Here is a 14207-nt window from a genome sequence, read left to right on the forward strand (position 1 = left end):
CCGTAGTGGTCGCGAGCGCTCCCAAGCGCGACCACTACGAAATGACGGTACGTGGCCGGCCGTTTACGATTGGCGCGAGTGGCGAGGACATGCTCGAAATCCGCTGCACCACATGCCAGCAGTGGGCATCTGAACATCCGGCCGCCCGAGTTGTACTCGAAGTGGTGCTCGCGCCGTCGACGATGCGAAGGCATTGCGGCGGAACGTTTACCGCCCGTCTTCGAGCACTTCTACCTTAGCCATGGTCGAAGCACTTGCCGAGGTTCGCGGCGGCCACCTCAGCGTGGCCAGCCGCGAACCCGGTCATGGCAGCACGCGCACGTCATAGGTATGCGTCTGTGCCATGGGGGTCTCTTATAGCGAGCTCAGGATCTGGTTCATGGTGTCGATTTCCTTTTGCTGACTGGTTGCAATCGACTTGGCCATGGCAACGGCGTCGGGGAATTGGCCGTTCTTGATCTCGTTCTGCGCCATGGTAATTGCACCCTGATGATGCTTGATCATCTGAGTGAGATACAGCTTGCTGGCCTCGACGCCTTGGGCGTTTTGCAGCGCCTGCATGTCAGCCGGTGACATCATTCCGTCCATGCCGGGCATATCACCCATCCCAGGCATCATCGAACCGCTCGGCATCATCGAACCGCTGGGCATCATCGAACCGCTCGGCATCATCGAACCGCTCGGCATCATCGAACCGCTGGGCATCGGCATAGTCGCGGTGGTGGTCGGTGATGCCGTAGGGGTGTCGGAGCTGTGCATGCTGCCATGATCGGACGGCGAAGTCCCGGGGGTACCACTCATTCCCGGCATGTTGTCCATGCCCGGCATACCGTTCATTCCGGGCATGCCGTTCATTCCGGGCATGCCCCATTGCTTCAACCAACCCTGCATCTGATCAATCTCCGGGCCTTGGGCGGCCTTGATCTGCTTTGCCAGGTCGATGACTCGGGGATCGATGCCTTGTTTGGCGAAGATCATGTCGCTCATTTGGATCGCTTGTTGGTGATGCGGAATCATCATCTGCGCGAACATCATGTCGGCTTGGTTGTGCGCGGCTGCCGGCGCTGCCGACGAACTCTGGGCCGTAGACGGTGCCGTCGACGACGATGCCTCCTTGGTCGCTGAATTGCTACATGCGCTAATTGAGGCCAGCGCGGCCAGCGCGGCCACTCCGGTCACCACAGTCCTTGTCTTCCTCACAACATATCCCTTTCATCGGTCGAACATTTCGATCCGCCTTCGAGCCTCCCCCCGTTCGATAGGGGTGGCCTAGTGGTTCAGTAAAGATTCGATAAAGAGTTTCGGTTGGTAGGGACTTGCCTTACTACGCAGCGCCGGTGCCCATGGCCGGGTTGCACATTCGGTCGCATCAGCTGTAGTCGGCCGCGCGTTTCACCCATCAACGCTCCTCGAATATGCTCGCCAACCGAGGGGGCGGCGGTGCTTGGGTATCGTCCGCACATAGATCCCTAACCGAAACGGCGGGTACGAATACGATGCGGCGCATCCTCGGAGGTCAAAACGCTCACCCAAGCCGGCTCGTGATGACGGCCGTTCTGATGCTGGTAGGCGCGGTCGTCGTCGCCATCGCCATTTCTACAGGGACACTGCGGCTATGGAGCTCCGACAACACCGGCCCCATCGCTGAGCAGTCAGCTGAGGATCGCTGTCAATCCGAAGTACTAAAGCGAGTCGTGTCCGCCTCTACGGCCCATCTTTCCCAGGTACACACCGAGGCGAGCAGCCTTGACGTCGATGGTCGTGATCAGTTTTCCCTCACCTTGGAAGAGCCACTTAAAGGCGTCGATAAATCGCGAATCACTGTATTGAACGTCTCGGGTGTGGTGAACGCGCCCACCGAAGTCGGCTCTACACTTCAGGACCACTTCGACTGCAGGGCCTATTTCGTCGATGGCTCTCTGGTGCATACCCTCGTGCTCTTCGAGCACGACCACTGAGCGGGAGATTGCCGAGGTGATGCTGGTGACCGTCGCCTTCGAGCCGCTGTTATTGCAAACTCGCTCTCAGTACTATGCAAGCTAGTATTCGCTGTGCGCACCCTGGGAATTCAGAGGAAACAGGCAACCGGTGAATCCGAAGGGCGCATTATTCACGGCATGGTCGAATCATCTGCAGGGTCCTCGCCCACAGCTCCGGCCTCCGGAGATCGCACCGAGATTGCGTCCTCGGCTGGGGCAAACCATCGCGGTCGTCTGACGGCTGTGTTGGCTTGGGTTGGCATCGTCGCGGGCATCGTTTTCATCGTCGCGGTTCTGTTCTTCTCTGGGTTCTTCCTCGGGAGGCACTCGGGCTGGCAGCGTAGCTACGACGGTGACAGAGCTGGTCCAGCGGGAATGTGTCCAATGACAGGTGCTGGTGGCCAAATGCCGATGGGACCCGGCGGGATGATGGGACCCGGCGGGATGATGGGACCCGGCGGGATGATGGGACCCGGCGGGATGGGAACGGGTCCTGGCGGCCCGAGTCCTGGCGAGATGGCTCCCGGCGGGACGAGTACCGACCCGCACCATCCCCCCACGTCGACGAGCGCGCCGCGGCCCTGAACAAGCTGTGCAGACCTCGCGCTGACGGACTCCGCCGACGGCAAAGGGGCCGACATGTCCAATGCTGCTGGTGTTTCCAATGTTGGTCATCGTCGATGCAGGCTCGGCGGGAGCCGACGGGCGGATCTCGCGCACCTATTCGGCCCGGCTTGCGGATCGAGCGCACGCCCACGCATTGGTCCTCCGCCTGCGCAGTGCAACCCTCTTCCGACTGTTCACTCTCATCGGAGCGGCGCGGCGTTCAGGACCACCCACGGACGGCGGGATGAGCCGTTTAGGCGCCATACGCGTACCAAAGCCCGCACCAAGAGGAGCGTGTATTGACGACGGCTGCGTGGCTATTCGCTTTTGGCGGTTGCATCCTCATTGGCATCGGCGGATTCTTCGTGTTCGCGCGTCCCGCGCTGCTGCCGGAGGATCTCCGCTATCTCGAGCGAAGCGCCTCTGACCTCGACACTGCTGTGCCCCGACTCACGGGTTGGTTGCGACTCGTGTTCACCGTTCTGGGCGGCTACGCGGCGGCAACGGGAATCCTGACGGTTTACCTTGCACTTAATGTGCGCAGCGGCGGCTTGACCGCGGTCATCATTCTGGCGGTTGCTGGCGCGTCCTCGATCGGTGTCATGGCGGTGGTAAACCTCCTGCTGCACTCGGAGTTTCGGTGGTTGCTGTCAGCTGTGGCCGCTGTGTGGATCGCGGCGACGGTGGTGGCAGTCCTGTCCTGAACCGCGCGGGTCGGGCATTCGCATTACCGCACTAATCGGCCGGGCCTGACGGCTTCGGCACCGATTGGGGCTGCAGACGGTGGCGCGGCCCCAAGGCCAGCATCAGATCCGAACGCGTCGTGCGAAGTATATACCAGGACGTCTGGGCGGGAACATATCTCAACTTATGGGCATGTTTATGACTTCATACCCTACTGACCGGCGCCCGGCCCAGCGTAGGCAGGCAACAGAAGGAACTGACCGATTCCACCGCCAGTACACCTTCCGCTGATGGCCCCGGTCACGCCGACGGGTTTCAGATCGGCAGGCACCGAGGATCGACGAAGGGAGTCACAATGGACGACAACGTGCCTAACCCGTACAACAGAGTTTCATCTGACCCTTCTCCCCGACTGGTGCTCACCGCCGAAGGTGTCGAAAAGTCATTCCGACGGGGGATTTGGCCACTGTCACAACGACATAGCGTGCTCAAGGGCGTGGATTTGACACTGAGAGCCGGAGAGGTCGTCGGTCTGGTCGGCGAAAACGGCTCGGGCAAATCGACGATCATGAAGGTCTTGGTAGGTGAGCTAGCCGCCGATGCAGGCAGAGTGATACATAACGGAGTGCTGGGTTACTGCCCGCAACAACCGGTGGTGTACGAGCGACTGACCTGCGATGAGCACATCGAACTGTTTTCCCGCGCCTACCGAATGACCCGTGAGGCGGAGCGCCGTGCACGCCGAGACCTCTACGCGGCGTTAGGTTTCGAGCGCTACGCAGCGACGAGAGCCGATCGGCTTTCGGGTGGAACGTTGGCGAAACTAAACCTCACACTGGCGATGCTGGCCGATCCGCCGGTGCTGCTGCTGGATGAGCCCTACGCCGGCTTCGACTGGGACACCTACCTGAAGTTTTGGGATCTTGTGGGCCAACGCCGCGCCGATGGCAAGGCGGTGTTGATCATTAGTCACTTCGTCGCCGATCGGCAACGTTTCGACCGCATCGTCGAATTGTGTGAGGGCCGGCTTTGCGCAGCGAGCACGACAGCGCCATGACCGCCGGTGAGCATGAATCGCCGCGGCCGGGGCTCCTTCTGACGCGCAGCTTCATCGCCGACTATGTGCGCAATCCCGTCAACCTGGTCGTGCTCGTGCTGGTTCCTTTGGTGTTTGTGGTGGTCGCCGCGCGCTCATTGGCCGACGCGATGGAATTGTTGGGCGGCAAGATCGGACCCGCATTGGAAACCGTCACCGCGGGCTGGGCGGCCGGATTCCTGTCCAGCCTGGCCATGTATTTCCAGGTGCGTTCAGCGCGCGCGGCCGACCGGCGGATGCTTATCGCCGGATTACCACCAGTGCGGCTCATCGCGGCGCGGGCTGGTACCGGGCTGCTGTTGGCCGGGCTGGTGTCCGCGGTAGCGCTGATCGCGCTCGCGCTGCGTACCGGCATCGAGGATCCCGGTCGAGTGGTCGTGGGCACCTTGATGTTCGCACTGATCTACCTCGCGATCGGCGCAGTGGTCGGTGTGGTAATCGCCAATCCCGTAAATGGTGCTGTCGTCATTTTGCTCATCTGGATGGTCGATGTATTTTTCGGGCCCGGTGGCAGCGGCGGCGACAAGCCCGTATCGCGTTTTTTTCCAACGCATTTCGTCACATTGTGGATGGTGGATCTGCCTTCGCATCATGGCGGACGACTCGGCGATCTGGGCATCGCAGCGGGTTGGGTGATCGGCGCAGGGGTCGTGTGTGCTGGGGTGTTGGCGGCGAGCTCACGCACCGGCGGCCGCAGTCGCCCGGCCTCGAGCCAGTTCACCACGGCGTTGAGGCTCGGCTTGGTCGACCTTCGCCGCAACCCGGTGCTGCTGGTTCTTCTGGTGGTCGTACCCGCGGTGTTCGTGCTGCTGGCCAAGGCCACGACCCCGGCGCGCACGCTGATCGTGGCGGTCACTGACAATGGGATCAGCTCGAGCAGGTCATTCTGGTTCCCCGAAGTGCACGCCGGGACCATGGCCCCGATAGCCGTTGGGGCGCTGGCTGCGTTGGCCGGCATGTTCGTGGTGGTCGACACGGCGGAAGGCGACCGACGGCTTCGCGTCGCCGGTTATCGAACTGGTGTGGCTGTGGCCGCGCGGCTGAGTGTGGTTGCGGCGGCCGTCATGGTGATCTGTGCAGCCACGCTCGCGGTGACTGCCACCGTGTTCAACGCCCGCCAGTGGGTGGGTTTTGCCGCAGCCAACCTGGGGCTCGGGACGACCTACGCCTTGATCGGTGTGATCATCGGCCCGCTGGTCGGCCGGGTTGCCGGCGTCTTTATCGCGTTTCTTGTTCCCTTCCTCGATCTCGGTATTGCACAAAGCCCGATGCTGCGCCCCATCCCAGCGGCGTGGGCACAGGCGTTGCCAGGATACGGCTGGACCAAGGTGTTGTTCGACACCGGCTTGACACAGCACTTCGACCAGACCGGGCCGCTGCTCGCGGGGCTTGGGTGGCTGGGGATCCTGACAGCGGCGGCGGGACTGGTGCTGTCTCATGGTCGTCGCAGGTGATTGTCGATCGAAGACCAGCGCGGTATACCGCCGCGCAGCACTCCTCTGCCTCATTCAGGCGGCGTTTAGGGAAATGCTCACCTGATCGGTCAGCGCCGACACGATGGGGCAGGGCGGCCGCGCACGATGTCGAAAGCTGCATTTTTCGCCACTTCGAATCATTTTCTGCACCATGCAATTAGCTCGCTAGCCCGCGGCGCGCGAGGAGTCTGCCGCAATGCTCACCGGGCCACCGCCGGTGACGAAGGCTGTGGCCTGAGAAGCCCACGTCGGTCCAGTCGACGCAATCCTAGTGCCGCCGCCAAACCGATGACCGCCAGTGTGCCCCAGAGCAATTCGGATGCCCCAGCGTCGCGGGTGGCCTGCATAACTGCACCAGTTGTCAGATTGCCGATCAGAATGCCCACTCCCACGATGGTGTTGTAAAACCCGTAGTGGGTCGCAACCAGGTTATTGCCCGCCAAAGACACCACCATTTCCATCTCGAACGGGAAGACAGCTGCTGACCCGATCGCTAGTAAGGCCGCCGTCGCCAGCAACACGACAACGGCCGCTGCGCCACCGAAGCGGCCGCTGTTGGGGATCAGCAGCAGCGGAAGAAACGAAGCTGAAAGTATGAGCAAGCCGATTACCAGTGATCGTCCTGAGCCCCACCGGGCTGCGAACCAACGCGTGATTCGTAGTTGACCACCAACGGCCACGAGGCCTGAGACAACGAAGACTGCTGCAATCAAAGATGATTGGTGTTCTGGCGCCACCAGTGCCGCATGAAGAGGGAGTGCCAGATACACCTGAAAGCTCAAGACGTAAGACCCGATCATCGTTACAGCGAACCAGAGGAACGGCCGATTGGCCGTGACTATCTTCCAGTCATCGACAATCGACGTGCTCTGCACGGCCCGGGCGTCGCCACGTTGCGGCGGTAAGGCGAACAGTTGGGCAATCGTCAGCAGCGCAAACACCGCTGCAGCGACCGCAGCGGCGACGCGGAAGTCGACTACCATCAGGGCAAGCCCTGCCAGAGGTCCCAACAGAATTCCGCCCTGGTAGAACACATTGAACACGGCAAACGCCTCAACCCTGCGCTGCTGTGAATCGGTGGCAACGTACGCACGCACGGCCGGATTGAACAACGCTCCTGCGAAACCTGTTGCTGCCGAGGCGACCAGAGCAGCGGGCAAAGAATCCACCACAACCAGTAGTCCGAATCCCGCAGTGCGCAATAGACAGCCGGCGACAATCAGCGGCTTGTAGCCAAGCCGGTCGGCCAGCGTACCGCCGACTATGAACATGCCCTGCTGAGAGAAGTTCCGCACTCCCAAGACCAAACCGACCGCCCACGCTGCCAGCCCCAACGGGCCGGCCAGGTAACCCGCCAAATAGGGCATAAGCATGTAAAACCCTAGGTTGATGCCAAACTGGTTGACCATCAACACTCGCGTAGGCCAGCCGAAACTGCAGAACTGCCTGACGACACCCCTCATCGCTCGCTCCGGACCGGATCGACCACGTTAAGACACCGAGTCCAGGAGTGCACGACGCCGTCGGCCGGAGTGTTGAGGGTGGCCGGCTCGTCGGGTGGATCCGCAGCGAGAAGGTCGTGCTGGCGGCAATAGTCGTCGTTATACACGGTGTCGAAGTAGCGTTGCGGACCGTCAGGGAAGACCGCGGCGACCGTCGTGTCGACGGGGTGCGTTCGGGCGATCCATCCGGCGACGAGTGCGACTGCTCCGACGCTCCACCCACCGCTGGCGTAGTGAGTTGCCGCGAGCCTTCGGCACATCCACACCGCCTCGCCGGGCGCCACCCAATGCACCTCGTCGAAAGCGTCGTAATCGACGTTGCGGGGGTAGATGCTCGAGCCCAATCCGCGCATTAGGCGCGTCGCTGCCGGCTGGCCGAAGATCGTCGATCCGACGGTATCGACCCCGATCAGCCGCATCAGAGGATTGGACTCGCGCAGGGTGCGCGCCACTCCTGCGGAGTGGCCTCCAGTGCCAACCGAACACACCAGAACGTCGATGCGCCCCAGCTGAGCCTTCAACTCCAGCGCCAGGCCACGGTAGGCCTCCACGTTATCGGGATTGTTGTATTGATCGGGATACCAGGAATTCGGGTATTCAACGAGCAACTCGCCTACGCGGTCACGACGGGCCTGCTGCCAGCCACCCCGAGAGTGGGGTTCGCTCACCACGTCGACGTCGGCGCCGTAAGCCGACAGCATCCGGTGCATCATCGGCTCCATTCCCGGATCAGCGACTAGGGTAACTGGATGCCCATATACGGTACCGGCAAGCGCTAAGCCCAAACCTAATGTGCCACTGGTTGATTCGATAATGCGATCTCCCGGTTTCAGTTCACCGCGCGCCCTGCCGCGCTCGACCATGTACATGGCGGGTCGGTCTTTCATACCGCCGGGATTGAATCCTTCCAGCTTGGCCCAAAACCCGCACTCGCCCGTGCTGCACGGTGGCGATATCCGCAACACCGGTGTGTGTCCCACCATGGTCCCCGGCCTATGGTTTCGGCGGAGGCCGCGAAGATGCGTCGAGTGAAGGTTGAATGGGTGGATCGATAAGGGATGTTTCATATGAAGGTCGCTTCTGCATTGGAGCCGCGACACAGCAGCGCGGCGTTGGGCGATTCGGGCAACAGTCGGCCGGCCGGGCGCCTTTCGCGCGCTCAGACTGGCGGTGCCGAGATCAGCGCCGTGCGATGCAGAATCGGGTCAACATATCGCGACCCGATACGACATGGGCGAATCGCCACGGCGGTGCACGCACCGCCGCCGAGAGCAGGCGCGGCCCTCGCAGACCAATGGCGCCAAAGGTCGCGATCAGCGCCAAGGCCGCCGAAGTAGTTGCGGCTCGTGGTACTCGAGCGACAGTGATGGTCTCCGGCGGTTCGACTGCTGAACCACGTTCGATATGCGAGTGATCCACCGCAGCGGCGTCTCGGTCAGCCAGCACCGATGCCAACGCATGAGGCCTGTGATCACCCGAGGTGTTCAACGCCCCTGGCGCTCCCGCGGCGACAAGCAGTGCCCAGGAGGCGATCGCCAGCGCCAGGCTCAAGCGCAGCCAGGTTTTCGTGGGGGCGTCGTCGTACCTCACAATGTCGCCCACTGTAGCAGTTGGTACGGCCTTACTCCGTAGGTCACTGTGAGGAACGCCGGTGTTATGGATTCGATACTCGCCTACCAGCTCGCGAAACAGCCTTGGGGGGCTCGCCGCTGCCAGGGACTACCATGTAGGTAGCAACGATGTGATCGGCATTGCGCAGGCCAAGGAGATCTTTCACTACATCGCTCAAGGCGGGACGGGCTGTGCTCGACGCCCGATGCGATGTGACATCCGCTTGGCAAGCAGACCGGATCGGATGCATTGGTGCGTAGCATATTTCATGCAAAGCCGTTCGTATCCGCGGACACCACACATCTGACTCAGCCAAGACACACAGGCGCCTTCTGACACTCGGAGCAAGCTTGCCCGGGAATCAGCGCTATCTGGGGCTCGCGGTGGGGACGTTTACCCCCTGAACTGCTCGGCAGTGACTATCGACAAGCTCGTCGAACCCTCTGTCCGGCCTATGATCTCGCAGTAACCAGGTGAGCAATCCTCCGACGGGTCGAGACTTCTTATGCTGGCCAGGGGAATTCAGGGAAGTTGGTCGGCTGACGCGCGACGACCGACGGACCGGCGGCGGCAACTCGAGGCCGACGACGTGACGGCCCAAGACGAGCCGGTCGAAATTGCACGATGGAGTCGAGCTCAGGCCGTGGCGGTGTGCGCGCCCCAGAGGCCTCTCGTTTGGCAACGCTCACGGCGCCCGCCAAAGGTAACAGCGTTGCGAGGGCTTTGGTCCCTGGAAGTGTTTCGTGGGGGAGACGAGAGTGGGTAACACACACCGGCGGAAGGTTGTCGATGTTCGAGGTGCGAATTCACGGGCGTGGCGGTCAAGGCGTAGTCACTGCAGCGGGGCTGCTGTCAGTTGCGGCATTCCTAGACGGCAAGTACGCCCAGGCCTTTCCGAGCTTCGGTTCTGAGCGCACCGGCGCGCCGGTCGCGGCATTCTGCCGCATCGACGACAAAGAGATCCGTTTACGCGAACCGGTGACTCGCCCAGACGCGCTGATCGTGCAGGATGCGACACTCTTGCACCAGGTTGCTGTGTTTGACGGTGTGGCACCGTCTGGCTACCTACTGATCAACTCGATGCGTACCCTCACGCAACTCGGCCTCGGCGACTTTGTCGAACAGTTTCGACCCGAGCGGGTGCTGGCGGTGCCGGCCACCGACCTCGCCCGCGAGCACCTGGGCCGACCGGTGCCCAATGTGGTTTTGCTCGGCGCATTCGCAGCACTCACGGGACAGGTCTCAAAGGATTCGATGGTCGCTGCGATCCGCGAGCGGTTCACCGGAACAGTCGCAGACGGCAACGTCGCGGCCGTCCGCAGCGCCTTCGACTATGCCCGAACCGAAGTGAGGGGGTTGACCGATGTTGCGCCAGATTGAGGGGTCCCAGGCGGTTGCGCAAACCGTAGCCCTGTGCCGACCGGAGGTGATCTGTGCCTATCCGATCTCTCCGCAAACCCACATCGTGGAAACACTTTCCAAGCTGGTCAAGCAGGGCGAGCTCAAGCCCTGCGAGTTCGTCAACGTCGAGTCGGAGTTCGCCGCGATGTCGGTCGCAATCGGCGCCTCCGCCGCCGGAGCGCGCGCCTACACGGCGACCGCCAGCCAAGGATTGCTTTACATGTCCGAAGCCGTTTACAACGCCGCGGGACTGGGCCTTCCAATCGTGATGACGGTGGCCAACCGAGCGATCGGCGCGCCGATCAACATCTGGAACGACCACAGCGACTCGATGTCGCACCGCGACTCCGGTTGGATCCAGCTCTACGCCCGCACCAACCAGGAAGCAGCCGACCTACACTGCCAAGCGTTCCGCATCGCCGAGGAACTGTCGGTGCCAGTGATGATATGCATGGACGGATTCGTGCTCACCCACGCCGTCGAGCGGGTCGAGTTGCCCAGCCAAGAACAGGTAGACGCGTTCCTGCCCGACTACGAGCCGCGTCAAGTGCTCGACCCCGCCGACCCGGTATCCATCGGAGCGATGGTCGGCCCCGACGCCTTCACCGAGGTCCGCTACCTCACGCACCTCAAGCACCTGCAGGCGATCGAGACGATTCCCGATATCGCCGACCGTTTCGCCGAAACGTTTGGACGCGACTCCGGCGGGCTCATCCATCCCTACCGCACCGAGGACGCCGACACGATCGTGGTCGCGCTGGGCTCCGTACTGGGCACTATCTGCGACACCGTCGATGAACTACGGGAGACCAACGCGCGAATCGGCGCACTCGGTATCACCAGCTACCGCCCGTTTCCGGTGGACGCGGTCCGTTCTTTAGCCGCTCACGCCAAACAGGTTGTGGTCGTCGAGAAAGCATTCGCCGCTGGCGTCGGCGGAATTGTCTCAACCGACGTGCAGATGGCCCTGTCCGACACCGAAACCCGGGTACACACAGTGGTCGCGGGACTGGGCGGACGTGCGATCACCAAGCAGTCTCTGTTCAACGTGTTCTCCGACGCCCTGGTCGACACGCTGGAGCAGGTGTCCTTCCTGGATCTCAACCGGTCGCTAATCGACCGTGAACTGCAGCGGATGATGACCACACGCCGGTCCGGCCCACATGCCGAAAACATGCTCGCCGACCTCGGCGCGATCAGTCCCCAGAGCAGGTGAGCAACGCCAATGCCCATGCAGCCCATCAAGTTCTATCAAACCGGGAGCTTCGTTGTCGGCAACCGCTTGCTCGAACCCGGGCAGACGTCTGTGCAGGCAAGCACCGAACGCACCAACTCGCTCAACTCCGGGCATCGCGCCTGCCGGGGGTGCGGGGAGGCGCTGGGCGCCCGCTACGCTCTCGACGCCGCCATGCGCGCCACCGACAATCAGCTGATCGCCGTGAACGCGACCGGTTGCCTAGAAGTGTTTTCGACGCCGTATCCCGAGACTTCGTGGCAGATCCCGTGGCTGCATTCGTTGTTCGGCAACGCACCCGCGGTAGCCACGGGGGTCGCCGCGGCGATGAAGGCCAAGGGCCGCACCGACGTGCGCGTAGTTGGCCAGGGTGGCGATGGCGGCACCATAGACATCGGATTCGCCTGCTTGTCAGGAATGTTCGAGCGCAACGACGACGTCCTCTACCTGTGCTACGACAACGAGGCATACATGAACACCGGGGTGCAACGATCCGGCGCGACCCCCCCGGCCGCACGCACCACCACCACCCCAGCGGTCGGGCCGGATCCCGGCAACGCTTTCGGACAGGGCAAAAACCTACCAGCGATCGCGCTGGCCCACGAAATCCCTTATGTCGCAACCGCGACCGTCGCAGAGCTACACGACCTCGAGTACAAGGTGCGTCGGGCGATGGATTTTCGCGGTGCCCGCTACATCCACATTTTCGTGCCGTGCCCACTGGGCTGGGACAGCGCCTCCCGGGACACCATACGGATTGCTCGGCTAGCGAAGGAAACCGGGCTCTTCCCCGTCTTTGAAGCCGAACACGGAGAAATCATCAGCACGTCGAAGATCCGCCGGCAGCTGCCCGTCGAGGACTACCTGAGCATTCAAGGCCGCTATAGGCACCTGTTCGGCAAGCATCCGCGCACCGACATCATCGCGCGGATCCAAAGCATCGCCGACCGCAACATCCGCAAGTTCGACCTGCTGGGAGAGCCGTGATGGATAGACCGTTCGCGATCATCCTCGACGTCGGATCGAGCCTGGCGAACAAAACCGGCTCCTGGCGGACCGAACGGCCGGTCTATCGCTCTCTACTGCCACCGTGCAACAACGCCTGTCCCGCCGGGGAAAACATCCAGAACTGGCTCTACCAGGCCGAAGAGGGCGGATACGAGGGCGCGTGGCGGCGAATCATGGCCGACAACCCGTTCCCGGCAGTGATGGGACGAGTCTGTTACCGGCCGTGCGAGACGGCCTGCAACCGCGGCCAGCTCGACGAGGCGGTGGGCATCAACTCCGTGGAACGCTTTCTCGGGGACGAGGCCATCAAGCGGGGATGGACCGTTGAGGCGTCCGCGGCCGCCACTGGCAAATCGGTGCTGGTGATCGGCGCGGGCCCGGCCGGCCTGTCGGCCGCCTATCACCTGCGACTGCTCGGCCACGCGGTCACGATATTCGACGCCGGCGAGGCGCCCGGCGGCATGATGCGCTACGGCATCCCCCGCTACCGGCTCCCCCGTGACATCGTCGATGCCGAAATCCAGCGGGTCTTGGACCTGGGCGTCACGCTGGAACTCGGCCACCAGGTCAGCGACATCGACGCCGCCGTGCGCGCCGGTGGTTTCCAGGCCGCGTTCCTCGCCGTCGGTGCCTCGATCGGCAAACGCGCATACATACCTGCCGGCGACTCGGCCCGAATCCTCAACGCCGTCTCGGTGCTGCACGACACCGAAGGGCCGCACCGGCCGCGGCTCGGCCGCCGGGTCGTCATCTACGGCGGCGGGAACACGGCAATGGATGCCGCGCGCACCGCGAAACGACTGGGCGCGACCGATGCGCTCGTCGTCTACCGGCGCGGCCGCGACCGCATGCCGGCATATGACACCGAAATCACCGACGCTCAAGACGAAGGCGTCAGGATGAGATGGCTCGCCACCATCGCCCACGCCGACCGCGGCGCCATCACCGTGGAGAAGATGCGGCTCGACGACTCCGGGCTGCCGCAGCCCACGGGCGAGTTCGAAGAACTCGCCGCCGACACCGTCATCCTCGCGCTCGGACAGACATCCGATCTTTCCCTGCTGTCCAATTTGAACGGTGTCGAGCAGCGCGACGGCGAGGTCATAGTTGACCCGAACCTGATGACCGGCCACTCGGGCATCTTCGCCGGCGGCGACATGGTGCCCGGTGACCGCACCGCCACCTCGGCTATCGGACACGGCAAGAAAGCTGCCCGCGCCATCGACTCTTGGCTGCGTGGTCAGCTCTACCAGCCGGCCACCAAACCCGAGATCGCCAGTTACAACCTGCTCAACACCTGGTACTACAGCGACGCGCCCGCGACCATCCGCCCCAAGCTGGACCCGGCTCGCCGGATCACCACCTTCGACGAGGTAGAGGGCGGGCTCGACGAAACCACCGCACTGTTCGAGGCCCGCCGCTGCCTGTCCTGCGGCAACTGCTTCAACTGCGACAACTGCTTCGGTGTCTGCCCCGACAACGCCGTTATCAAGCTCGACGCCGAAGACCGTTACTCCATCGACTACGACTACTGCAAAGGCTGCGGGGTATGCGTTGCCGAATGTCCAAGCGGCGCCATCGAAATGATCCCCGAGCAGACCTGACCACTCG

The 14207-nt window shown here is 62.8% G+C and carries 12 protein-coding genes; 8 read left to right on the forward strand and 4 right to left on the reverse strand.

Annotation, left to right across the window (positions count from 1 at the left end):
- Positions 1-354: 354 nt before the first annotated feature.
- A complete protein-coding gene (locus tag K0O64_RS20095) occupies positions 355-1182 on the reverse strand; it encodes a DUF305 domain-containing protein (protein ID WP_225933491.1) in 828 nt (275 codons plus the stop codon).
- A gap of 362 nt (positions 1183-1544) precedes the next feature.
- Here K0O64_RS20095 and K0O64_RS20100 point away from each other — a divergent pair, with 362 nt between their 5' ends.
- The 4 genes from K0O64_RS20100 (at position 1545) to K0O64_RS20115 (ending at position 5819) form a co-directional block, all read left to right on the forward strand.
- Positions 1545-1958: a hypothetical protein gene (locus tag K0O64_RS20100; RefSeq protein ID WP_225933492.1), complete on the forward strand. Its 414-nt coding sequence runs from the start codon at positions 1545-1547 to the stop codon at positions 1956-1958.
- Positions 1959-2884: 926 nt separating this feature from the next.
- On the forward strand, positions 2885-3289 hold the full coding sequence (locus K0O64_RS20105) for a hypothetical protein (protein ID WP_096311876.1): 405 nt from the start codon (positions 2885-2887) through the stop codon (positions 3287-3289).
- A 335-nt stretch (positions 3290-3624) separates the two neighbouring features.
- Entirely contained in the window at positions 3625-4326 is a 702-nt protein-coding gene (locus tag K0O64_RS20110; RefSeq protein WP_096311877.1) for an ATP-binding cassette domain-containing protein, read from the forward strand.
- Positions 4323-5819, forward strand: a complete 1497-nt coding sequence (locus K0O64_RS20115; protein ID WP_096312941.1) for an ABC transporter permease — start codon at positions 4323-4325, stop codon at positions 5817-5819. The genes K0O64_RS20110 and K0O64_RS20115 overlap by 4 nt, the downstream gene beginning before the upstream one ends.
- 221 nt (positions 5820-6040) lie before the next feature.
- Here the strand turns inward: K0O64_RS20115 and K0O64_RS20120 are convergent, their stop codons facing one another.
- The 3 genes from K0O64_RS20120 to lpqS all read right to left on the reverse strand — a co-directional run bounded on the left by K0O64_RS20120 (position 6041) and on the right by lpqS (position 8944).
- Positions 6041-7303: an MFS transporter gene (locus K0O64_RS20120; RefSeq protein WP_096311878.1), complete on the reverse strand. Its 1263-nt coding sequence runs from the start codon at positions 7301-7303 to the stop codon at positions 6041-6043.
- Positions 7300-8409: a PLP-dependent cysteine synthase family protein gene (locus K0O64_RS20125; protein ID WP_096311879.1), complete on the reverse strand. Its 1110-nt coding sequence runs from the start codon at positions 8407-8409 to the stop codon at positions 7300-7302. The genes K0O64_RS20120 and K0O64_RS20125 overlap by 4 nt, the downstream gene beginning before the upstream one ends.
- A gap of 112 nt (positions 8410-8521) precedes the next feature.
- Positions 8522-8944, reverse strand: a complete 423-nt coding sequence (gene lpqS / locus K0O64_RS30430; RefSeq protein WP_491562390.1) for a putative copper homeostasis (lipo)protein LpqS — start codon at positions 8942-8944, stop codon at positions 8522-8524.
- Positions 8945-9742: 798 nt separating this feature from the next.
- Between lpqS and K0O64_RS20130 the strand changes: the two genes are divergently transcribed.
- The 4 genes from K0O64_RS20130 to K0O64_RS20145 are packed head-to-tail and all read left to right on the forward strand — an operon-like array spanning position 9743 to position 14200.
- The gene (locus K0O64_RS20130; RefSeq protein WP_096311880.1) at positions 9743-10333 is read left to right on the forward strand and encodes a 2-oxoacid:acceptor oxidoreductase family protein; all 591 of its coding nucleotides are present in this window, start codon (positions 9743-9745) and stop codon (positions 10331-10333) included.
- Positions 10317-11570 (forward strand): pyruvate ferredoxin oxidoreductase, encoded by a 1254-nt coding sequence (locus K0O64_RS20135; protein ID WP_096311881.1) that lies wholly within the window; start codon positions 10317-10319, stop codon positions 11568-11570. Before K0O64_RS20130 ends, K0O64_RS20135 begins: the two co-directional genes overlap by 17 nt.
- Positions 11571-11585: 15 nt before the next feature.
- A complete protein-coding gene (locus K0O64_RS20140; RefSeq protein ID WP_217353536.1) occupies positions 11586-12575 on the forward strand; it encodes a thiamine pyrophosphate-dependent enzyme in 990 nt (329 codons plus the stop codon).
- Complete coding sequence (locus tag K0O64_RS20145; RefSeq protein WP_174714137.1) at positions 12575-14200, forward strand: NAD(P)-binding protein; 1626 nt, start codon at positions 12575-12577, stop codon at positions 14198-14200. Before K0O64_RS20140 ends, K0O64_RS20145 begins: the two co-directional genes overlap by 1 nt.
- The last annotated feature ends 7 nt before the right edge of the window (positions 14201-14207 follow it).

The organism is Mycolicibacterium pallens (assembly GCF_019456675.1).
Taxonomy (GTDB): Bacteria; Actinomycetota; Actinomycetes; order Mycobacteriales; family Mycobacteriaceae; genus Mycobacterium; species Mycobacterium crocinum.

Bases quoted from the DNA above. Each gene is read 5' to 3' on its own strand.
- K0O64_RS20100 (WP_225933492.1), top strand. From the start codon at position 1,545: ATGACGGCCGTTCTGATGCTGGTAGGCGCGGTCGTCGTCGCCATCGCC.
- K0O64_RS20110 (WP_096311877.1), top strand. From the start codon at position 3,625: ATGGACGACAACGTGCCTAACCCGTACAACAGAGTTTCATCTGACCCT.
- K0O64_RS20115 (WP_096312941.1), top strand. From the start codon at position 4,323: ATGACCGCCGGTGAGCATGAATCGCCGCGGCCGGGGCTCCTTCTGACG.
- K0O64_RS20120 (WP_096311878.1), bottom strand. From the start codon at position 7,303: ATGAGGGGTGTCGTCAGGCAGTTCTGCAGTTTCGGCTGGCCTACGCGA.
- K0O64_RS20125 (WP_096311879.1), bottom strand. From the start codon at position 8,409: ATGAAACATCCCTTATCGATCCACCCATTCAACCTTCACTCGACGCAT.
- K0O64_RS20130 (WP_096311880.1), top strand. From the start codon at position 9,743: ATGTTCGAGGTGCGAATTCACGGGCGTGGCGGTCAAGGCGTAGTCACT.
- K0O64_RS20135 (WP_096311881.1), top strand. From the start codon at position 10,317: ATGTTGCGCCAGATTGAGGGGTCCCAGGCGGTTGCGCAAACCGTAGCC.
- K0O64_RS20140 (WP_217353536.1), top strand. From the start codon at position 11,586: ATGCAGCCCATCAAGTTCTATCAAACCGGGAGCTTCGTTGTCGGCAAC.
- K0O64_RS20145 (WP_174714137.1), top strand. From the start codon at position 12,575: ATGGATAGACCGTTCGCGATCATCCTCGACGTCGGATCGAGCCTGGCG.